Origin of the sequence: Providencia sp. R33, assembly GCF_019343475.1 — a bacterium.
GTDB lineage: Bacteria > Pseudomonadota > Gammaproteobacteria > Enterobacterales > Enterobacteriaceae > Providencia.
In genome coordinates this window covers 4384903-4406458 of sequence record NZ_CP072453.1, presented here as the reverse complement: position 1 = coordinate 4406458, position 21556 = coordinate 4384903, and the positions used below count along the sequence as shown (strand labels likewise).

Sequence of the window (21556 nt, the reverse complement as noted above, 5' to 3'; positions counted from 1 at the left end):
TAAACGCTGCCCTGCGGGTTCGATTAAAGCGCGTTTCACTCATTTGATGCTGTGTTGAGAGGCTCTTGCCTAGTTCACTAGGCAGCGAACCTCTCGCCTTGCCTAAAATGGCTTTAATTCGAATAAAAATTGACCATCAAAGATAAACAGCCCCTAGGGCTTAGTTTCACTCGCCGCCTACCTGCAAGCCGAATTATTTTGAATATAATGAATTGCCGCTTAATCCTTCTAACGTCTGCGCGTTTAAGGGATAAAGGTAATAAAACGGTGCCCAAACAGCACCGTTTTTATTGGGGATTTTATAGATCATCCAACATCAATAACTGTTGAACTAATGAGATACACTCCAAGAAGCGTGTGTCGTAGTCTGAGGACTCCACGCGGACAAACTCAACATTATTTTTCTTCAGCATTTCAATGAGTAAATTTTGAAACGCTTTTCGGTCTTTATCGCTGCCTAAACTTCGCAAACCATCGGCGACCCATGGCGTGTTGTTCTCGAGAACAATAACTAGGTCGAATCGATACTCATCAATTAGCGCTTGAACAAATGGGTGCTCTTTACCTTCATAACGCAAACAGAACGCTTGTGTGGTCACAAAGTCCGTATCGATAAACGCGACTTTATTTGCATATTTAACTGCAAAATCAATATACTGCGCATGCCCTAGTGCGATTTTGTCATAATCTGAATATTGCAGCGCCATTTCGTCGCCGCCTAAATGGCTAAAGACATAATCACGGCCATATTCCCAAGCGCTGGATGTATTAAAGATATTCGCTAACTTATTGACCAACGTAGATTTCCCGCTAGATTCCCCGCCTAGAATCGCGACTTTACGCACAAAGAATGGCTTCACTTCTGTCGGGATATATTCCCAATAACGAAATGGTGCTTGGCGGATTTGGTTACCACTGATATTCATAAACGTGCGTTCAGGGTCGATAAGGATGGTTTCAATACCCAAGTATTTCTTATAGCGCGGGGCGTCGTTCGCCTCCCCTGAATAGATAAAGCTTGGGTTAATGTTGTGCTTTTTCAAAAAGCCTTTCATCCCATCGCTCCACACTTCCCAACCGTGTGGGTATGGCTCGATCCCTTGTTCATCAAAAGAATGAATATGGATATTTTTTTGATATTTAAAGGTTTGCAGTAACCAACGCAATCGGTCGCTCACGGTGGGTTGTTGGGACATGGAACTATTAACGAACAGCTCTTTATCACGAGGCTCATCGTGGCACAAAATAATATGTAATTCATCCACTTGGCTGCATGCCCGTTGGATTAGATAAATATGCCCCGTGTGCAACGGGTAAAATTTACCAAATACCACACCGATTGTTTTTTGCTGGTTAGGAAACTCCAACCCCAGAAAGCGATGAAGCGCCGCAATTTTTTGGGCACTTGGGCTCTTAATTTTGTCGTTAATCAACTGGCTGAGATAGCCTTTGGTCATATCTGTCGCATCCGCGACCTGTTGAAGCGTATAGCCCGCTCGTTTGATCGCGTTTTTTAGATAGTCAAATTCAGCCATGGTTTTTCCTTTTAACTCTAAGCGTTATAGCTCGTCCAAAATACTTAATGCATCCGCTAATTTCTTCACCCCATACACTTTCATATCTGGCGGTAATTTTTTCGGCATATTCGCATGGGGAACAATGGCGCGTTTAAAACCGTGTTTTGCCGCTTCTGAAATACGCTCTTGCCCGCTTGGTACTGGGCGAATTTCCCCCGCCAGCCCGACTTCACCAAAAACGACAAGGTCGCGCGGTAATGGGCGGTCGCGGAAACTGGATACAAGGGACAGCAGCAAAGCAAGGTCAGCACTGGTTTCAGTGACTTTAACGCCCCCCACCACGTTCACAAACACGTCTTGATCCGACATTTGCAACCCACCATGACGGTGCAGCACCGCCAATAAAATCGCTAAACGGTTTTGCTCTAACCCAACTGCAACACGGCGCGGATTAGACATCATTGAATGATCAACCAGTGCTTGTATTTCCACCAGCAGTGGGCGCGTACCTTCCCACACCACCATCACCGAGCTGCCTGACGTAATTTCATCACCACGACTTAAGAAAATGGCTGATGGGTTACTGACTTCTTTGAGGCCTTGCTCTGTCATAGCAAACACCCCTAATTCGTTCACCGCCCCAAAACGGTTTTTATGGCTGCGCAGGGTGCGAAAACGGTTATCGGCATCACCATCTAACATAATCGAGCAGTCAATACAGTGTTCAAGCACTTTAGGCCCCGCCAACGAGCCGTCTTTGGTTACGTGACCCACCATAATAATGGCGACACCGCGGGTTTTGGCAAACCGCGTTAAATAGGCAGCGGTTTCACGGACTTGCGCGACACTCCCCGGTGACGATTGGATATCCGCCATATGCATGACTTGGATGGAGTCAATGACCATTAATTTGGGCTGTTCTTGCTCTGCGGTTAAACAAATTTGTTCGATGCTGGTTTCAGAGAGCATGTTGAGCGAGTCTGTTGGCAAACCTAATCGGTGCGCACGCATCGCCACCTGTTGCAATGACTCTTCCCCCGTGACATACAGGGTTTTCATTTCGCGAGATAGTAAACACATGGTTTGCAGCAGCAAGGTACTTTTACCGGCTCCCGGATTTCCGCCGATCAAAATAGCGCTTCCCGGCACGACGCCACCACCCAACACGCGGTCAAATTCTTTAAACCCAGTGGTAAAACGTGGTAATTCTTCAAGGCTGATATCAGAAAGTTTCTGAACTTTACTCACCCCCGCCGCATTCCCCGCATACCCCGTTAACCGGTCATTACGTGAAACCGAGTTTGTTGAGGCAAGACGCACTTCCGTAATCGTATTCCATGCATGGCAAGCACTGCATTGCCCCTGCCAACGCGGATAATCCGCCCCGCATTCATTACAGACAAACGCCCTTTTTACCCCTTTCGCCACACCAAACTCCTCGTTAAAATTATGCTGTATTACAACCGCCGAACCACAGTGTTCTAATGATCTTGAATCTTGAAAATTAAATTAGCTTAATATTCAAAATGGATTGTGTTGTAGCAAGGCGGCAAGTGAAGCTAAGCCCTAGGAGCATACACCAGTATGTGACTAGGGTTAGCGAACGCAGCCAACACCGCTACAGCAAACTCTTTTATCTATTTATTTAGCGTTAAATTAATCTCATAATATTCAAAATAGTTCGTGTTGTGGCAAGGCGGCAAAGGAGGATGTCTTGGGGAGCATACACAAGTATGTGACCCAAGCAGCCGAGTGAAGCCAACACCGCTACAGCAAACTCTTTTATCTATTTATTTAGCGTTAAATTAATCTCATAATATTCAAAATAGTTCGTGTTGTGGCAAGGCGGCAAAGGAGGATGTCTTGGGGAGCATACACAAGTATGTGACCCAAGCAGCCGAGTGAAGCCAACACCGCCACAGCACGAAATATGAAGAATATTAGCGTTCCTCGTGCTTCAAGCCCCCGCTGAGCACACACAACACCCCCATGAGATCCGCATGACGAATCGCCACTTTTGCTCTCGCATACACTTTTGGTTTCGCATGGTACGCTATTCCCAGCCCTGCTTTGCGGATCATTTTTAGGTCATTGGCACCATCGCCAATCGCCACAGTTTGCTCGATGGGGATTTCTAATTTTTCTGCTAATTTTACAAGGGTTTGCGCTTTATATTTCGCATCGACTATCGGCCCTTTGACCTTCCCTGTTAGCTTGCCATTTTTTACTTCAAGCTGGTTAGCCACAGCCGCAACTAATTTGAGTTTTTGTTTTAGGTTATCGGCGAAGAACGTAAAGCCGCCAGAGGCGATTGCAATATGCCAATTCATCGCTTGTAGCTTGCGAACAAGGTTCGTTAAGCCTGGCATTAATGGCAGTGTTTCTAAGACTTTATCTAAGATAGCCGCATCTGCGCCTTCCAATAATGCGACGCGAGCACGTAGGCTTTCGGTGAAATCGAGCTCCCCTAGCATGGCGCGCTCAGTGACCTCTGCCACTTGCTCACCCACTCCTGCTAAGCGGGCAATTTCATCAATACATTCGATTTGAATTGCCGTGGAGTCCATATCCATCAACAAGATCCCCGGTGAACGTAAGCGCGGGATTTGCCCCAATGGCACCACGTCTAATAAACATTCATCAGCGAGTTTTTTAATTCTTGGCGTGATGCTGCCCGCGATGCGGACAACTTGGTAGTCATCAATACGCCATGAAGACACAATCACAATCGCAATTCCCAAACGTTGTTGAAAATTACTGATCCGCGCTTTGTCTAGTCCGCGACCATAGAGCAGCCACCCACTGTCACCTGCACGATAATCAAGGGGCATCACTTCTTCCCCGCTTAAAGAGAGAGGTAAACCCGGCCATTTTTGAATCTCGTCGGGTAGGTAACAATAGGTCAAACTCGTTGACATGAAAATGCGCTCCTGTAATCGAAATAACTTTTTTATAATGATGAGTTGCGAGTAGCCGAACGAAGCCACTATACTAAACTTTAAGGCTTTATAACCTTACGTTTTTACCGCAAAAACTAAATATAAACCCCTATTACTTGAGTATAACGATATCTTTATACTCAAAATAAGTCGAGAGCACCAATAAAGCAATGAAACGCACCTTCAGGCTACATAAAACCGTTATTATCGTTATCTGCATTGCGCTGGTAACTTTACTGATGCACGGCATTTCTTATTTGGGTTATAGCCAAAATCAAAGCCGAATCGAGCAATTTAAACAATTGACTTATGTTCTAGCCGAACAAGTTGCTTTCAGCTTATCTGATTATATTGTTCCCGGCAGCAAAGATTTTAATTTGGAACGAATTAATGCCAATTTAAATAATGTGGCAAAAGACCGTTATATTTTGGATGCCAGTATCTACACCGCGAGTGGCACACTGGTCACCCAAGTTGGCGAACCTACAACGGTCAAAGAACGCCTAGCCATTGACAATAATTCTTCATTACAAAACTTTCAATATCAATTAGTTGTCCCTATTCAAGGTGCGAAAGAACCGAAAGGCTACTTACGCCTCACCATTGATACTGAATTATTGGCTGCTGAAATTCAGCAAGCGGATAACAGTACAAATGTATTACGGATTTTTATTTTATTCGCTCTGTGCATAGGTTTTGTTTTAGCTAATACTTTGCTGAAATTGAAGAAAAAGAAAGGTCACAAACAGCCGCCGCCGTTAGTAGTTAATACTGAAGAAAATAATGAAGAAAATGAATCAGATAGCCAACCTGCACTCCGAGCAAAACCCGTTCGCCTGCGGCGTAAAAAAGAACCTCGCCCTTATCGACCAAAGCGGCCTGCGCCAAAGAGCAAGCCGTCTCAATCAGAAAAATAATGCTTAAATCGCTGTCGTATCAAACACAATTGGCGCGATAAACTCTACACGTCCATCAATTAACAAGGTTTCGGGCGGTACTGGAAAAGGTGCCGCGCGAGAAATGGTCGCAAGGGCTTCTTTGTCGAGGATTTTTGTGCCAGATGAATTAAACAAACTCGCGGTCACGACTTCCCCTTTACTGTCTAAAACCACTTTCACTTGGGAAACTCCAGTTGAACGAAAACGCAGCGCTGAACGTGGGTAACGCTTTGTTTTTGCAATACGCTGATGAACTTCACTTTGCCACCCTTGGTGACCACTTACCGCCATCGAGGCATTGCTAGAAAAGTTTGCACTGCTATTGGACTCACTGCCTGATGCAGGCGCTGATGTCACCGCTGACTCTTGGGTGGTCACAGGGGCATCTTCAAACACTTTTTTCTCTTGGGGAATTTTTTTCTTCGGCGGACGTTTTTTCTCCGTCACTTTAGTTAACGTGCCGTTATCCACCAGTGCGGTTTCAGGCAGTTTTTCCGCTTTTTCCACCACCTCTGGCAAGGTTTCCTCGCGAGTCGCCACTTGCTGTTTAGGCGCGTGGTTCACTTCAGGTTCCACTTGCTGTTCTAGCTGATAAACCCCGAGTTGCAAAGAAATTGCAGGCGGTAATACGCCCGTTTTGGGGATGGAAGACGTAAACCATCCAATAAAAATAATTGCTAGTGTTCCGTGGAAAAGACAACTCAACGCCAAACCGCCCAGTGGACGGAAAATCGGGCGCTCTAACTTGCCCGTCATACTGCTCATATTCTGCCTCACGACTTTATTTTTTGCAGATTATAGGCATAATACAAACAAAAATGATATTCATTATTATTAGTAAAAACACAATAATTAAAATAAGATATTGATTTATAATAAAAAGTAATCTGAGCGGATTATTCATCAGCGCATTTAAGGTTCCCATCCTGTTATTTGCGCACTTTGATAACATTGACACCAGTAAAATGACCATCGATAAATCCCTTGCCCGCAAAATTAGCGGTGCGTATCAGTCAACTTATAGCCAACTTGTACGGTTTTTCCGCAATCGGCTAGACAACAGCAACGATGCTGATGATTTATCACAGGATGTGTTTACACTATGGCTTAACCGCAAGGAACAAACACCGATAAAAGAGAGCCGCGCTTACCTGTTTAAAATTGCAAATCATGTACTGATTGACCATTGGCGGCGTAACCAGCGCCAGACCAAATCAGAAACCTCCATTGATAAGGTAGTACACGAGCACAGTTTTGAGCAACCCGAAGCCGATCCCAGTGAAATACTGGAACATCAGCAACGCATTCAACGGTTAAGTGAAGCCCTTGAAACTTTGCCCCCTCGTCGGCGAGAAGCATTCTTGTTATATCGTTTTGATGGGTTATCGCAAAGTGAAATCGCTGAACGAATGGAAATTTCAATCAGCATGGTGGAAAAACATATTGCGGCAGCATTAGTACATTGTAAAAAACACCTTGATAATCAGGGCAATAAATAGTCATGACACACGAGCCTTTGCACCAATCAGAGGATACAGACCGCATTGATGAAGAGGCGGCGCTTTGGTTTACCCGAATGCACAGCCAACGCATCAGTGAACAGGAAACCGCGCAATTTAAACAATGGCTTGCCGCGTCCTCTGAACATGCAAAAGCTTATGACGCAATGGCGTCAGTGTGGCGTGATTTTGATGCAATGCCTCGCCCTGCCAGTGCCAAAAAAGAGGAAAGTGAAAAACGCCCTTTTTTTCGCCTTTGGCGGCCGCTGGGTAATACATTAGCCGCATTTTTTATTGCCGCTATTTTATTTTTACCTTATAGCCATTTACCGTCTATGTTACTGAATAACATGACGTTGGTGACGACTGATACACCAAAAGAAGTCACGTTACCCGATGGTTCTCAATTGTTTCTCAACCGCCATACCCGTGTCCGTGTTGCCTATGAAACGCCTGTGCGTAACCTGTACCTCGATGAAGGCAATGCCTATTTCAAGGTAAAATCAAACCCTTACCGCCCTTTTATCATTCAAACCGACCAACGACGTATTCAGGTTGTCGGTACCGAATTTGAGGTGAATAAGACCGCACAGCAGGTTTCGGTGAATGTCAGCCAAGGCATTGTGAGCTTCCAAAGCGAACAAAACTCCCACCCTGTTTTTTTGCTCGCCGGCGATAGCGCGGCCAGTGCCAGCCCAAGCAGCAAAATTACCCGACACCACGTGAATGCGCAGGATGTGGCGCGCTGGCGCTTTGGTGAATTGGTTTTTGTGGATAAACCCCTTGTAGATGTACTCGCTGAACTCAAAAACTATTCTGCCGTCAATGTTGAGCTTTCACCTGCCACATTAGCAAACAGTAAAATCTCAGGACGTATCAATATCCGCCAGCCAGATCTGTTTTTTCAAGCCCTTCCTTCCCTATTACCTGTTCAAGTTGTCTATCAAGATAAAAATAACATTTTGATTATCAACAACAAAAAAAATAAATGAAAAATATTTTCATTTGCAGGTGAGGATAATTCTCATTTCCCCCTCTTCTTAAGTAGTTAGTTTTTTACTGACCATTTTCCGCACACTTTTTGTGCAGCTTAAGAATAAGGGATATCCATGTCTATTCAGTTTACTCAAGGCCGGTTAAAGCCGCTTGCCCTTGCTGTGGCAGTTGGTAGCGCAATAGTTTGCCAATCCGCAGCTGCACAAGAGCTGGCATTTTCACTACCCGAACAATCACTTGCAACCTCCGTTGCAGAAATTAGCCGTCAAGGCCAAATTCAACTGCTGTACGATAAAAGCCAGCTTAATGGCTTACGTGCGCCTGCCCTGTCTGGCAACTATTCCCCACAAACTGCATTACAAAAAATACTTATCGGTAGCGGGTTAGAGCTTGTCAGTGAAAATGGCGTTTTCGTTATTCGCCAGCAAAATTTAAACCAAGGCACATTGGTTTTACCTGAAACCCAAGTCTCAGGCTTGGTACAAAATCACCCTGCAACCGATGTGATGTCAGCACCACAGTATGTTACCGCCGAAGAGATCAGCCAAAAAAATACGGGCGATGGCAACATTACTGACCTGATGAAAACCAACCCTGCGGTGCAATTTGCCAACAACGACAGCAACTCCATGAACCAAGGGGAAATTAAACCTTCCCGCGTCTCAATCCACGGTTCGAGCAGCTACCAAAATGCCTATCGCCTTGATGGCGTGAGTTTTAATAATGACTTTGACCCTGCCGATAGCGGTTTAGGGGAAACCTCAACTCGCTTAAGTAGCAGCGACCAAGGAATTTACATCGATAGCCGCCTGATTGACAGCATGACGGTATACGATAACAACATTCCTGTTGAATTTGGTGGGTTTACGGGGGGAACCGTTGAAGTGAATAGCCGCCGCTGGCAAGGAGAAAACAGCGCGCATGCCTATTACCGCTTAACACGTTCGGGTTGGAACAACTTATTCCACGATTCAACCCAAGGCATTGATACCACTAAAAATGACACATCAAACCCCGCGCGTTTCCAAAATCGCTACGATAAAAATGACTTTGGTGGCTGGTTTGAATTAGGTGTTAGCGAAAATTCAGGGTTAGTTTTCTCAGCCTCACGCCGCAGTTCGACCATTCCGATGACAGTCACGGGGGGTGAAGCCTTTGTGCTAGAGAATAACCAAGTTGAGCCAATCACCACTGATTCGGGTAAGAAAAATCAGCGCCGTACTTCGGATAACTACTTTTTAAAATATTCATTAGATTTATCCGATAAGAGCTCATTAGATTTGTCCGCTAATTACGCCAACTATGATAGCCGCCTTTTTTCGTCTTCAATCAGTAACTCAGGCTATGATTCAACGCACAATGGCTTAGGTTTTACCGCGGTATTTAAACATCAGCTTGATTTAGGGCAGTTGGAAGTCACCGCGAATACCCAAGATTTAAAAGATGATCGAAAAAATGACCAGAAATACTCCCTAACGATCAGGGCATTCGACAAGAATTGGAATATGATTGAACGCAATAGCGGAGGTCTTGGCGACTTAGAATCCAAGCAAAAAACTCATGGACTAAAAACCGTGATGCGGTTTAATTCCCAAGAGGATGCACTTGGATTAACACACCAACCCACACTCGGTGCTGAGGTAAATTACACCAAAGGAACCTACGTTCGTGATCAAGACTATTTCCGTTACACCTACACTGGTGACATCATTGATAATGACTTATACGATGGTTACTTAAGCAATGTCACTCGGTTTAAAAAAGGCTCATATTCAGCGGATTATACTAATTACGCCATCTTCCTTGATGATAGCATTCAATATGGCAAATTAAATTTGCGTCCAGGGGTGCGTTTGGATCGCGATGATTTTGTCAACCGTACCAATATCGCTCCACGTTTAAGTGGAACTTATGATGTCTTCGGTGATGGTGCAACTCAATTGATAGCAGGGGCTAACCGTTATTATGGACGCTCAATGCTCACTTATGCATTATACGGTGCACAAAATGACGGAATGCAAAATTGCTTGGGCTATGGCAAAGATTTCGCATGTTCGCTTAACCCTGATAACAACAATTGGGATAATAAAAAAGATTATGAGGGTATTGATTCACTAAAAACCCCCTATAACGATGAGCTCACCTTAGCACTGCAACAAGAGATCCTTTCGACTACATGGCGCTTGCAATACGTACACCGTGAAGGGTATGACGAAGTCAGAACTCGTACCAAGTATGACACCCGCGATGCCGATAAACGCAGTATTCGTATGTATGACAATGGTGGACGAAGCTCTCACGATACCGTCACTTTATCCGTGAAAAATAGCCAACCATGGGAATGGGCGGATGCTTCTCATGTCATGAATGCGTCTTTCACATGGCAGCAAACAGAAAGTAATACACCAAAAGATGCAGGCTACAACTCTTTCGATCCCGCCAATAAAGTGAACCTGAATAAAGTCTGGTATGACGGTAAAGTTATTGATGCCTCAAAACTACCTTCAACCAGCTTTAACTCTCCAATCAAGTTAAACCTCGAACTCACCAGTGTATGGGATGAATACGACGTTACTTGGTATAACCGCCTTCAATGGTGGGGAGCTCGCAGCCAAGCCGTTCGTTATGACAACTCTTATTATAGCGACCCTGAAGTGGGCCAATTACGCAAATACACCAAGCAAAACTTTGCCAGCAAATACACATGGGATACCCGCCTAGGCTGGAAACCAGACTTTGCCCATGGCTTTGGTTTCTCGGTTGAGGTGAACAATATCTTGAATAATAAAAATATTGCTGACCGCTTTATGTTCGAAGACCGCGTACTGAAGTCCTACGATCCGGGCCGTCAATTCTGGTTACAAGTGAATTACGACCTGTAATACCCGTACGCCTGTCGGCAATGTGAGCCATTAAAACAACAAATGAATAAGACGTCATGAAGACATTGAAACAATTTTTCTATTTAGTAAAACCTTTTTGGGGGCAGCGTGCTGCCCTTTTGTGCTGGATTTTGCTTTTTGCCTCGCTGGGGCTAACGCTGTCATCTGTATGGTTCAACGTCAAAATGAACATGTGGAATGGCGACTTTTATAACGCGCTGCAAAAGCTTGATGGCCAAGCACTATATGGCTTATTGCAGTACTTTGTTATCTTAGTCAGCGGGTTAATCTTTGTAGTGGTGATGGGGAATTACCTCAAACAAATGTTGATTATCCGTTGGCGCAAAGGCATGACTGAGCAAGTCCTTGGCCGCTGGTTATCTCCAAACAGCAAACATTATCTGTTAAGACTGACCGCCCAAGAGCCCGATAACCCCGACCAACGTATTGCCGAAGACATTCGCTTACTGATTGAATCGACCCTCAACTTGGTCGTGACATTCCTGCACTCAATGTTAACGCTCGTTTCATTCGCGGCAATCTTATGGACACTCTCCGGTAGCCTGTCATTTAACTTTGCTGATAGTGATTGGACTATTCCCGGTTATATGTTCTGGGCTTGTATCATTTACACCCTAATTGGTATCGCCCTCACTCAGTGGATTGGTTTTCCACTGCGCCGTTTACACATGGACAAACAGCGCCGTGAAGCAGATTACCGTAGCTCGCTCATTAACTGCCGCCAACACGGTGACGCCATCGCAGGGCAGCGCGGTGAAAACCAAGACAGAAAAGAGTTAATGGGGCGTTTTGGTGAAATCATCACTAACTGGAACCGCCTGATCCGCTGTGAGCGGAATTTATCTTTTTACACCGTGGGTTACCAACAAGTGACTGCATTAGCGCCTGTTCTATTAGCCTTGCCTAAATTCCTTGCTGGGGAAATTATGTTAGGTGGATTAATGCAATTACGCCAAGCGTTCACTAGCGTTGCCACCTCTTTAGGTTGGTTTATTTTCGCCTATAAAGAAATTGCGGCATGGCAAGCTACTGTCTCCCGTTTATATAACTTCGTGGTGTTATTGGAAAACGACAATAAAGCACAAGTCACCGTTGATGAACAACATGCGCCGTTAACTGCCAAAATTAGCGTATCAACGGCAGATAACCGCCTACTGGTTGAAGATGTTAATTTCACGGCCAAACAAGGGGAACTGACATTAATTTCAGGGCGCTCTGGGATTGGCAAATCGACTTTACTGCGTACACTTAGTGGGCACTGGCCATTCTTTAGCGGCACGATTTCACGCACAGAGCACGTCATGTGGGTCCCACAACGCTTGTATTTACCTGTCAGCCGCTTAGATAACTTATTAGCTTACCCGCAAGCTACCAGCCAATTTAGCCAACACGATTTTCAGTATGCGCTGACCTTGGTGGGGTTAGAAAAACTGCATCATCAACTCGCTTTAGAAACAGACTGGAACAACCGCCTATCTGGTGGTGAACAGCAACGCATCATGTTTGCACGTCTGCTACTAAACCGCCCGAAACTGTTGTTGCTTGATGAAACCACATCAGCGCTGGATGAAAACAGCGCATTGGAATTGCTCGCACTGTTAAAAGCGGAATTGCACGATAGCGCGATAGTCCTCGTCAGCCACCAAAGCTTTGTCGCGCAATTTGCAGAACAAAAAATTCACCTTTCAGAGTCTGCCCGTACTGACTCTTTAATGACAGGAACACCAGAATATGCTTCGTAAAATCACTTTTGTTACTTGCATCAGTTTAGTGTTGGGCGGCTGTGCAGGTCATGTTGCCAGCAGCCAAAATGCTCAAGCTTTACTGCCTGTGCGTAGCGACCTACAACATTATCAGTTAGATAACGGCCTGCAAGTTTACCTCTTACAACGTAGTCAGCCGGGTGTTGAACTGCGTTTATTGGTGAGCAGCGGCTCATTGCAAGAAAATGAACAGCAACTTGGCCTCGCTCACTTTACTGAGCACATGGCGTTTAAAGGCACTAAACATTTTCCCGGAACAACAGGCTTTAAACAGCTGGAACAACAAGGCTTGAAACTGGGTAGCCACGTCAATGCCATCACCAGTTTAAATTCCACTCTGTATAAGTTGTCGTTACCCGATGCAACCCCAAAACAAGTGGAAACTGGCTTGCAAGTGATGGCGGATTGGGCCTCGAATATGACGTTCGACCAAGACGCATTTGAAAAAGAACGCCCTGTGATTGTCGAAGAGTGGCGCTTACGCCAAGGGATGGGCTATCGCATTAATGATAGCCTTGAAAAACTACGTTACCACGGCAGCCGTTATGCAGAACGTAACCCAATTGGCTCCCTCGATGTCGTACGCCAAGCCCCGATTGAGCAAGCAAAAAATTACTATCAAACATGGTACCAGCCACAGCGCATGACCTTGTTAGTAATTGGTGACTTTAATCGTTCTTCAGTTCGCAATCAGGTCAATAGTTTATTTGCCTTGCCTAAACCTGAAAAAGTGGCGGAAGACAACCCACAATGGAAGCAATTTACTAATTCCACCAATATGTTAGTTCAAGGGGTGTTTGATAAAGAACAAGGTGCACGTTATGTTCAATTCGCATTGCAAAAGGATGTTAGCGCACCACTGAATACCCGCTTAGGGCAGCAAGAAGACTTATTAGACAGTTTATGGCTCGCCATTTTAAACCAACGCTTCACGGTGATGGTGGATAACGGTGTTCTGCCGTCGATCAGCATCAATGAGCAAGGGGCAATGCTGGATAACCAACGTTTACAACAACTAATGATTATCCATCCGAAAGGCAATGACTATGCTGGTGCCACGCAAATTCTGTTTACGGAATTACAGCGGTTAGCCACTGAGCCTGTGACCCAAGAAGAGCTCGATAGCGCAAAACAAGCGATGTTGAAAAAGCTCAGCTTACAAACCGCCTCTGAGCAGCGTTACAGCAATGATTATCTGGCAGGGCAACTAACGACCGCCCTTGAGTATGACATGCCAATGTGGAATAAACGCCAGCAATTGGATGGTAGTTATCAATTAATTAATGGAATAAAACCACAAGCGTTACAGCAACATGTGGCCAAATTCCTGCAAGTGGCCTCCCCACGCTTAGCACTGATTGGCCCAGATACCGATGCCCCAACCGTGGATAAATCCACATTTAATACCCAATGGCTCAACGCTCGTCAAAGCTCACCGGGGCCATTTACCTTACGCTCAAAAGCGATTACCTTGCAACTGCCTGAAGTGACAAAAGGCACTATTGTTGAACAAGCCAAATTGCCCGTTGATAAAACTGAGCAATGGACGTTGAGTAATGGTATCAAAGTGATTGTCAAAACGGATAAAAATCTTAAGGATGATATTCAGTTTAACCTTCAATTACCAGGCGGCCGTTCCTTAGAAACCCAACAAACCGCAGGTTTAACCGACTGGGCGCTGAAACTGCCTGAAAGCAGCGGCTACGGCAATTATAGCGCTCGTGACTTAGCGCTGCTCGCAAAACAGAACCAAATATCGCTTCGCCCTTACAGTGAGTTACTGACACACGGTTTTCGTGGTAAAACTCCTGTCGATAACCTCGAAACGGCATTGCAGCTGCTGAATTTAAAGCTCACGGCACCGCAATTTAGTGGAGAAAAACTCGAGCAACAAAAACAGTCTTTCGCGTTAAATTTATCGAAAACCCCAGTAGAGCGAACGTTCCTCGATAATATTAATCAGGAAAGCTACACCCACGGTGAATTTTTAGTTATTAATCCAAAAGGTGGCTGGAACCAATTCACCGCGCAGCAATTACAACAAGCTAACCGCCAGTTGCTAACCTCAACGGCGGATATGACGTTGGTCATTACGGGGGCAATGAATAGCAAAGACCTTAAGCCACTGTTGGAAAAATGGGTTGCTTCACTGGCATATAGAGACCAAAAATTGGTATCTCGCGACCAAGGCATCATGCCAAAAATGGCGAGTTTCAACAAAACCTACCCAATCAGTAGCAGTGATAAAAGCATGGTAAGCATTCAATTTGCGGCGCCTGCGGTTTGGTCGCAACAAGATCAACTGGCACTGCAATTGATTGATACCCTTGTTAGCCAACGCTTACGCAGCGAGTTACGCGAAAAAGCCAGCGGAATTTATGCCCTCGGTTTCTCTCAGATGTTAGCGAAAAAACCACAGCCTTATTATCTTGCTCGCTTGAACTTCACCACCTCCCCTGAGCGTGCACAGGAAATGACAGCAATCGCGCAAAAAACCATTGCGCAAATTCGCCAATCGGGTGTGAGTGAAAAAGAGTTAACGGAGGCTAAAAATATTTGGTTAACGGAGAATTCGCAAGTGACTGACAGTGCGAGCTATTGGACAGAAGCACTGGCACAAATCGCTTCAGATGATGGCCAATATCAACGCTTAAACCAAGAGCAAGTCATTGTGCGACAGCTCACAGTTGAAGATATAAACCGTTTGGCTCGTCAATATTTAGGGCAAAACAGCAAAGTGTTTATGATGACGCCTTAATATAAAAAATAATAGCCAACAACCCATATATGAATGTTGGCTATTATTTTAAAATAACCTAATAAAAATTAAATAATTATTATTTAATAAAACTCGCTTTAAATTTAATGAATTTATTTTTCAATCTATTTAAGGCGTTAAATAATTTATATCGGATCATATTCAACGTTACCATCATTGGGTTCAAAGGTTTAACGTTTATACCCTCAAATATTGGTATCGTCTTATCCTCTTTAAACGCCACCTGAATATGGCCATCCAATTTTATTTTAATTTTATCAAGCATTTGTTTTGATAGCGTTGAATGTGCTTGTTCCAATATACTATCGAGCTTAAATTTAAATACAGCTGGTTCTTCATTGTTTTTTAATTCAATAATCCTATCCCTAAAATCATTTAATAGTTTATCCGAAACATCTTTTTTTTGACTTAACTCAGACACTAGCAAGCTAAGCTCAACAAATAAATTTTTCGATTTATCCTGATTTAAGCTAATTGGTAACGGACTAATGACGTTTTTAATTGAAGTATTACTTTGAACTTCAGAGTCTATCTCAAGAGGCTGATTTAACTTGTCCGTTATTGTATCAATTTTCATTGTAACTTGTCTTTCATCAGACATAACTTCCAATAAATCATAAATCCTTGTAGAAACTTCATCTGAAGACACCTGACTTTTAACATTTTCCATTTCTAATTGAATAATCGCCAAATCTTCTTTTGTTATCTTATTTTTTTCTAATGAGCGATAAAATCTTTCTTCTAGCTCATCTGGGTTTAAAATAGCATCAATTAAGTGAGGTAGTTTTGGTCTAACCAATATCGTTAACTCTGATTCATTTCTTTCTACAACCGCCAGAATCGTACTTTTGGGGAATTCATCATATTTAATTTTATCAACTAATTTATTCTCCGTTTCCATTTTACTTTTACATTTGAATAAATTTAAAAAATTATTTTTTCCTACCAGAGCTATTTTTTTGATTTTTTTATTAAAACCAGCTTTATTTTTAGATAGAACGTTACCTTTAGGATAATTAGCCTTATCAATAGAACTTTGCGTGTTTTTATCGCTTTTTAATTCAAACATAATCAGCATTCCTCTGGTGACCTTTAATTAAATTCACCCCAAATCATATATAAGCAAACATACTTTCGATATCAGATAGCGATTCCCTTATCGCTTTTTAAAGCCTGTCAGTAAAATGTAATGTGACTACTTGATTTATATAACCTTATTGAGTTGACAGAACATAGCTTTAATGTGATTAATAATCATCTAAAAAATGATAACAAGAGAAAATCATGAGCGACGTAATCATACGCAGAGCGACAATGGCAGATATCCCTGCCATCACACAAATCCACGCAGACTATTCGGCTTACGCCAATACATTACAGCTGCCATACCCGACAGAAAAAACATGGGAAGCGCGCCTTGGGGCGAATGATCCGCTTGTAACGCAGTTTGTCGCCACCATTGATAATATCGTTGTTGGATTGTTGGTTATTAGTCAGCCTAGCCAAGTTCGCCGTCGCCATGTGGCCACCTTTGGTATCACAGTCAGTGAAGCCCATCAAGGGAAAGGCATTGGCTCAAAACTGATGCAAGTGATGGTGGATTACTGCGATAACTGGTTGAATGTGCGCCGCATTGAGCTCGAAGTGTTTGCCGCAAATGGTAGCGGCGTTGGGCTATATGAAAAGTTTGGCTTTGTGCAAGAAGGCCGGATGCGAGACTACGCCTTTCGTGATGGGCAATACGTTGATGCCGTGATGATGAGCCGAATAAGAAGTTAGTCCTAAAATTCGCCCTATTCATTGCGAGTGGCTTGGAGCTATCTTAAACTAATAAATATTCTGTGCATCTATAATTTGAGATAATAAATAAAATGCAAAATCATTTATCTAAGCCATTAAATCAAACACTTCCTCATAAGAGTCCAGTTGCTTTAGTTAAATCAGCGCCTAAATCGGAATGGAAAGAAATACATAAAATCGCCATTGATGCATTCAATGAATTCGAAGAGCAAGCGGGTCTATTTACCGATGATGGTGAGTATGGAGTAATTTGATGCCGCAATATGCCGTATACCGTAACAAGTCCATTAAGTCTAAAGAACAATACCCTTATATTATTGATATCCAAAATAACTTACTTGATGACTATCATTCACGAGTAATTATGCCTATTGCTCCGCAATCACAAAAAAATGCACAAATAAAAGTCTTATCACCAATAATCACAATTCACGGTATTCATCATGTAATTATCACAAAATCAATTACAACCGTTTCTAAAAATAAACTCAAACCAAACGACCTTGTTTGTATTATACCAAGCATTCATACCAAAATTATTTCTGCTGTTGATATGATCCTTTCAGGTATCTAGTCGCTATTTAAGCAAAAAAATGCCACGCAATACGTGGCATTTAGAGAACGCTTTTTATCGAATCAAACGATTATTTGTCGCCTAACAGAACTGAATCCAGTGCGATTTCAATCATTTCATTAAATGTGGTTTGGCGCTCATCAGAAGTCGTTTGTTCGCCAGTTTTGATATGGTCAGATACAGTACAGATAGCCAGTGCACGCGCACCGTATTCCGCAGCCACACCATAGATACCCGCGGCTTCCATTTCAACGCCTAAGATGCCGTATTTTTCCATCACTTTGAACATGTCTGGATCTGGTGTGTAGAACAGGTCAGCAGAGAACAAGTTACCCACACGGACGTTAACTTTTCTTGCTTTTGCCGCTTCAACTGCGTTATGAACTAAGTCATAGTCTGCGATTGCTGCGAAATCTTGGTCTTTGAAACGCAGGCGGTTAACTTTAGAGTCTGTACAAGCGCCCATACCGATAACAACATCACGCAGTTTCACATCATCCATCACTGCGCCACATGAGCCTACACGAATAATCACTTTCACACCGAAATCGGTGATCAATTCTTTTGCGTAGATTGAGCAAGAAGGGATACCCATACCGTGACCCATGACAGAAATTTTACGGCCTTTATAAGTCCCTGTAAAACCTAACATGCCACGAACATTGTTCACTTGGCGGACATCTTGCAGGAAAGTTTCTGCGATGTATTTTGCACGTAATGGGTCGCCTGGCATCAGAACGACATCAGCGAAATCACCCATTTCTGCATTAATATGTGGAGTTGCCATGATTATTTCCCTTTAAACGATTAAATATTTTTAAAATAAATAAGGTGGTATCCCCCACCTTATTATTAGAATTAGAATCCCATAACCCTAAGCCGTTTAAGTTTTAGCCAACACCGCTACAGCTCAAAGTATGACAGCAAAGCTTGTTCTAATACCCTAAATAATTTGGGTTGTAGCTAGGCGGCTAGCAAAATCATCCCTATGAGCATACATAAGTATGTGATTAGGGTGATTTTATGCGGCCAACACCGCTACAGCTCAAAGTATGACAGCAAAGCTTGTTCTAATACCCTAAATAATTTGGGTTGTAGCTAGGCGGCTAGCAAAATCATCCCTATGAGCATACATAAGTATGTGATTAGGGTGATTTTGTGCGGCCAACACCGCTACAGCTCAAAGTATGACGGGTATTGGGATTAAAGCATTGGTTTACCATAATCCATCGGCGACAAATCAAAATACTTAGCGACTGTCTGACCAATATCTGCGAATGTTTCGCGGTGGCCTAATGAGCCTGGTTTAACTTTTGGTCCATATACGAGAACAGGAATGTGTTCACGTGTATGGTCTGTACCCGGCCAAGTTGGGTCACAGCCGTGGTCTGCGGTTAAAATCAGAATGTCATCTTCTTTAACCAGTTTCATTAATTCAGGTAAACGACGGTCAAATAACTCGAGCGCTGCGGCATAACCTGCAACATCGCGGCGGTGACCATATGAAGAGTCAAAGTCAACAAAGTTAGTGAAGACGATCGTGTTGTCACCTGCCAGCTTCATTTCTTCGATTGTTGCATCGAATAAAGCATCTAAACCCGTTGCTTTAATTTTTTTGGTGATGCCGACATGTGCATAAATATCCGCAATTTTACCGACAGAAACAACTTCACCTTGTTTCTCTTCGACTAATTTTTTTAGAACAGTTGGTGCTGGTGGCTCAACTGCTAAATCGTGACGATTACCGGTACGCGAGAAGTTACCTGCTTTGTCACCCACAAATGGACGCGCAATAACACGACCGATGTTATAACCACCTTTGGTTAACTCTTCACGGGCGATTTCGCACAGCTCATACAGTTTGTCTAAGCCGTAGGTTTCTTCGTGACATGCGATTTGGAATACAGAGTCAGCAGAGGTGTAGAAAATCGGTTTCCCAGTTTTCATATGCTCTTCACCCAGTTGGTCTAAGATAACCGTACCCGATGAGTGGCAGTTACCTAAGTAACCTGGCAGATTCGCTTTTTTAACTAAGGTATCCAGCAATTCTTGTGGGAAGCTGTTTTCTTCGTTAGAGAAATAGCCCCAATCGAATAACACAGGTACACCCGCGATTTCCCAGTGACCTGATGGGGTATCTTTACCAGAAGAAATCTCACTCGCATAACCATATGCACCGATAATTTCTGCATTAGGATCAAGACCCGCAGGGAATGAACCGCTTGATTCTTCTCCTGCTTTACCTAAACCTAATTTTGTTAAATTAGGTAAATGCAGAGGTCCTTTACGACCAATATCCGCTTCGCCGCGTGCGCAAGCATCTGCAATGTGACCCAACGTATTTGAGCCTTCATCACCAAATTTATGTGCATCGTGTGCAGCGCCGATCCCAAAGGAATCCAAAACCATAATAAATGTGCGTTTCATATTTTTCTCCTGCGGTATTTATTAGAACGATATACCACTAAAATCTATTTGTATTACTCGCTGATTTGGCGATAAACCATTGGCGTTTGCTCAGGGGAATTTTCACCAATAACCATGGCTGCGCGCACTTCTTTTGCCGCTTCTTCCCATGCTTTTTCACTGTTCGCATGGATAATTGCCAATGGTGTTTGTGTATCCACTTTCGCACCTAACGCTGCGATATCACTCAAACCAACACTGTAGTCAATTGGGTCTGTGGCTTTGCGACGACCGCCACCTAATGTCACAACGGACATACCCAATGCACGCGTATCCATTTGCGTGATAATACCGTCTTTCGGTGCATAAACCGCTTTGCTCAACACGGCGGTTGGCAGATATTTGTCATAATTTTCAACAAAGTCTGCTGGGCCTTTTTGTGCTGCAACCATACGACCAAACACTTCGGCGGCTTTGCCGTTATCCAGTACCGCTTGCAGTTTTTGACGCGCTTCTTCACGGGTAGCCGCGAGTGAGCCTGAAACCAACATTTCCACACAAAGTGCCATCGTCACTTCATACAGACGTGGGTTACGGTATTCGCCAGTTAAGAATTGCACGGCTTCACGTACTTCAACCGCATTACCCGCACTGGATGCCAGCACTTCGTTCATGTCGGTTAACAATGCCGTCGTTTTACAACCTGCGCCGTTTGCTACTTTGACGATTGACTCTGCCAGCTCCTCTGATTTCTCATAGGTTGGCATAAATGCGCCAGAGCCGACTTTCACATCCATGACCAAGGCATCAAGGCCTTCCGCCAGTTTTTTACCTAAGATGGATGCTGTGATCAGCGGAATCGAGTCAACTGTTGCAGTAATATCACGGGTTGCATAAAAACGTTTATCGGCTGGTGCTAATGAATTGGTTTGCCCAATAATCGCCACACCCACATCTTTAATAATGTCACGGAAACGAACATCATCGGGGAAAATGTCGAAATTAGGAATCGCTTCTAGCTTATCCAGCGTACCACCTGTATGACCCAAACCACGGCCTGAAATCATTGGAACATAACCGCCACACGCAGCCACCATTGGGCCAAGCATCAGCGAAGTCACATCACCGACACCGCCCGTAGAGTGTTTATCCACTAATGGGCCGTTAAGATTGAGCGATTTCCAATTCAGAACTGTTCCTGAATCACGCATTGCCAGCGTCAGTGCTACACGCTCAGGCATCGTCATATCGTTAAAATAGATGGTCATTGCCAGTGCAGCAATTTGACCTTCCGAAACAGAATTATCACGGACACCATTGATAAAGAAGCGAATTTCCTCTTCGCTTAATGGTTTACCATCGCGTTTTTTACGAATAATTTCTTGTGCCAGAAACACGATATACTCCTTTAAAGTCGAATTTATCGGCTAACAATAATGCGA

At 43.7% G+C, this 21556-nt stretch carries 17 protein-coding genes; 9 read left to right on the top strand and 8 right to left on the bottom strand.

The genetic code is table 11. The annotated features are described in order from the left end of the window. Positions 1-299: 299 nt before the first annotated feature. The 3 genes from nadR to serB all read right to left on the bottom strand — a co-directional run bounded on the left by nadR (position 300) and on the right by serB (position 4435). Positions 300-1535 carry a multifunctional transcriptional regulator/nicotinamide-nucleotide adenylyltransferase/ribosylnicotinamide kinase NadR gene (nadR, locus tag J6836_RS20455; RefSeq protein WP_219245659.1) on the bottom strand — a complete coding sequence of 412 codons (1236 nt, stop codon included), beginning with the start codon at positions 1533-1535 and terminating at the stop codon, positions 300-302. Positions 1536-1559: 24 nt separating this feature from the next. Continuing rightward, positions 1560-2945, bottom strand: coding sequence for a DNA repair protein RadA (radA, locus tag J6836_RS20450; RefSeq protein ID WP_219245658.1), 1386 nt, complete (start codon positions 2943-2945; stop codon positions 1560-1562). A 512-nt stretch (positions 2946-3457) separates the two neighbouring features. Beyond that, positions 3458-4435 carry a phosphoserine phosphatase gene (gene serB, locus J6836_RS20445; protein ID WP_219245657.1) on the bottom strand — a complete coding sequence of 326 codons (978 nt, stop codon included), beginning with the start codon at positions 4433-4435 and terminating at the stop codon, positions 3458-3460. A 191-nt stretch (positions 4436-4626) separates the two neighbouring features. Between serB and J6836_RS20440 the strand changes: the two genes are divergently transcribed. Continuing rightward, entirely contained in the window at positions 4627-5373 is a 747-nt protein-coding gene (locus tag J6836_RS20440) for an AhpA/YtjB family protein (RefSeq protein ID WP_219245656.1), read from the top strand. A 3-nt stretch (positions 5374-5376) separates the two neighbouring features. On the opposite strand, the gene J6836_RS20435 is transcribed toward J6836_RS20440, so the two are convergent. Further along, positions 5377-6159, bottom strand: a complete 783-nt coding sequence (locus J6836_RS20435; protein WP_219245655.1) for an energy transducer TonB — start codon at positions 6157-6159, stop codon at positions 5377-5379. 200 nt (positions 6160-6359) lie between these two features. Between J6836_RS20435 and J6836_RS20430 the strand changes: the two genes are divergently transcribed. From J6836_RS20430 to J6836_RS20410, 5 genes are all read left to right on the top strand, one after another. Continuing rightward, the gene (locus J6836_RS20430; protein WP_219245654.1) at positions 6360-6893 is read left to right on the top strand and encodes an RNA polymerase sigma factor; all 534 of its coding nucleotides are present in this window, start codon (positions 6360-6362) and stop codon (positions 6891-6893) included. 2 nt (positions 6894-6895) lie between these two features. Next, positions 6896-7885 carry a FecR family protein gene (locus tag J6836_RS20425; RefSeq protein WP_219245653.1) on the top strand — a complete coding sequence of 330 codons (990 nt, stop codon included), beginning with the start codon at positions 6896-6898 and terminating at the stop codon, positions 7883-7885. 117 nt (positions 7886-8002) lie between these two features. Continuing rightward, a complete protein-coding gene (locus J6836_RS20420; protein ID WP_219245652.1) occupies positions 8003-10771 on the top strand; it encodes a secretin and TonB N-terminal domain-containing protein in 2769 nt (922 codons plus the stop codon). A gap of 56 nt (positions 10772-10827) precedes the next feature. Next, positions 10828-12534 (top strand): ABC transporter ATP-binding protein/permease, encoded by a 1707-nt coding sequence (locus tag J6836_RS20415; RefSeq protein ID WP_219245651.1) that lies wholly within the window; start codon positions 10828-10830, stop codon positions 12532-12534. After that, positions 12524-15313, top strand: a complete 2790-nt coding sequence (locus J6836_RS20410; RefSeq protein ID WP_219245650.1) for a M16 family metallopeptidase — start codon at positions 12524-12526, stop codon at positions 15311-15313. The genes J6836_RS20415 and J6836_RS20410 overlap by 11 nt, the downstream gene beginning before the upstream one ends. Positions 15314-15392: 79 nt before the next feature. Here the strand turns inward: J6836_RS20410 and J6836_RS20405 are convergent, their stop codons facing one another. Further along, complete coding sequence (locus J6836_RS20405; protein WP_219245649.1) at positions 15393-16403, bottom strand: hypothetical protein; 1011 nt, start codon at positions 16401-16403, stop codon at positions 15393-15395. Between the two features lie 215 nt (positions 16404-16618). On the opposite strand from J6836_RS20405, the gene J6836_RS20400 reads away from it, so the two are divergent. The 3 genes from J6836_RS20400 to J6836_RS20390 all read left to right on the top strand — a co-directional run bounded on the left by J6836_RS20400 (position 16619) and on the right by J6836_RS20390 (position 17708). Further along, a complete protein-coding gene (locus J6836_RS20400) occupies positions 16619-17113 on the top strand; it encodes a GNAT family N-acetyltransferase (protein ID WP_219245648.1) in 495 nt (164 codons plus the stop codon). A 92-nt stretch (positions 17114-17205) separates the two neighbouring features. Continuing rightward, positions 17206-17388 (top strand): type II toxin-antitoxin system CcdA family antitoxin, encoded by a 183-nt coding sequence (locus tag J6836_RS23245; RefSeq protein WP_219245647.1) that lies wholly within the window; start codon positions 17206-17208, stop codon positions 17386-17388. Then, positions 17388-17708, top strand: coding sequence for a CcdB family protein (locus J6836_RS20390; RefSeq protein WP_219245646.1), 321 nt, complete (start codon positions 17388-17390; stop codon positions 17706-17708). Before J6836_RS23245 ends, J6836_RS20390 begins: the two co-directional genes overlap by 1 nt. Before the next feature lie 70 nt (positions 17709-17778). On the opposite strand, the gene deoD is transcribed toward J6836_RS20390, so the two are convergent. The 3 genes from deoD to deoA all read right to left on the bottom strand — a co-directional run bounded on the left by deoD (position 17779) and on the right by deoA (position 21511). Beyond that, the gene (gene deoD / locus J6836_RS20385) at positions 17779-18495 is read right to left on the bottom strand and encodes a purine-nucleoside phosphorylase (RefSeq protein WP_206084491.1); all 717 of its coding nucleotides are present in this window, start codon (positions 18493-18495) and stop codon (positions 17779-17781) included. A 416-nt stretch (positions 18496-18911) separates the two neighbouring features. Next, the gene (gene deoB / locus J6836_RS20380) at positions 18912-20135 is read right to left on the bottom strand and encodes a phosphopentomutase (protein ID WP_219245645.1); all 1224 of its coding nucleotides are present in this window, start codon (positions 20133-20135) and stop codon (positions 18912-18914) included. A gap of 53 nt (positions 20136-20188) precedes the next feature. Beyond that, the gene (gene deoA, locus J6836_RS20375; RefSeq protein WP_219245644.1) at positions 20189-21511 is read right to left on the bottom strand and encodes a thymidine phosphorylase; all 1323 of its coding nucleotides are present in this window, start codon (positions 21509-21511) and stop codon (positions 20189-20191) included. Positions 21512-21556 lie beyond the last annotated feature (45 nt).

Excerpts from the sequence above, each read along its gene's own strand:
- nadR (WP_219245659.1), bottom strand. The coding sequence starts at position 1,535 with ATGGCTGAATTTGACTATCTAAAAAACGCGATCAAACGAGCGGGCTAT.
- serB (WP_219245657.1), bottom strand. The coding sequence starts at position 4,435 with ATGTCAACGAGTTTGACCTATTGTTACCTACCCGACGAGATTCAAAAA.
- J6836_RS20440 (WP_219245656.1), top strand. The coding sequence starts at position 4,627 with ATGAAACGCACCTTCAGGCTACATAAAACCGTTATTATCGTTATCTGC.
- J6836_RS20435 (WP_219245655.1), bottom strand. The coding sequence starts at position 6,159 with ATGAGCAGTATGACGGGCAAGTTAGAGCGCCCGATTTTCCGTCCACTG.
- J6836_RS20430 (WP_219245654.1), top strand. The coding sequence starts at position 6,360 with ATGACCATCGATAAATCCCTTGCCCGCAAAATTAGCGGTGCGTATCAG.
- J6836_RS20425 (WP_219245653.1), top strand. The coding sequence starts at position 6,896 with ATGACACACGAGCCTTTGCACCAATCAGAGGATACAGACCGCATTGAT.
- J6836_RS20420 (WP_219245652.1), top strand. The coding sequence starts at position 8,003 with ATGTCTATTCAGTTTACTCAAGGCCGGTTAAAGCCGCTTGCCCTTGCT.
- J6836_RS20415 (WP_219245651.1), top strand. The coding sequence starts at position 10,828 with ATGAAGACATTGAAACAATTTTTCTATTTAGTAAAACCTTTTTGGGGG.
- J6836_RS20410 (WP_219245650.1), top strand. The coding sequence starts at position 12,524 with ATGCTTCGTAAAATCACTTTTGTTACTTGCATCAGTTTAGTGTTGGGC.
- J6836_RS20405 (WP_219245649.1), bottom strand. The coding sequence starts at position 16,403 with ATGTTTGAATTAAAAAGCGATAAAAACACGCAAAGTTCTATTGATAAG.
- J6836_RS20400 (WP_219245648.1), top strand. The coding sequence starts at position 16,619 with ATGAGCGACGTAATCATACGCAGAGCGACAATGGCAGATATCCCTGCC.
- J6836_RS23245 (WP_219245647.1), top strand. The coding sequence starts at position 17,206 with ATGCAAAATCATTTATCTAAGCCATTAAATCAAACACTTCCTCATAAG.
- J6836_RS20390 (WP_219245646.1), top strand. The coding sequence starts at position 17,388 with ATGCCGCAATATGCCGTATACCGTAACAAGTCCATTAAGTCTAAAGAA.
- deoD (WP_206084491.1), bottom strand. The coding sequence starts at position 18,495 with ATGGCAACTCCACATATTAATGCAGAAATGGGTGATTTCGCTGATGTC.
- deoB (WP_219245645.1), bottom strand. The coding sequence starts at position 20,135 with ATGAAACGCACATTTATTATGGTTTTGGATTCCTTTGGGATCGGCGCT.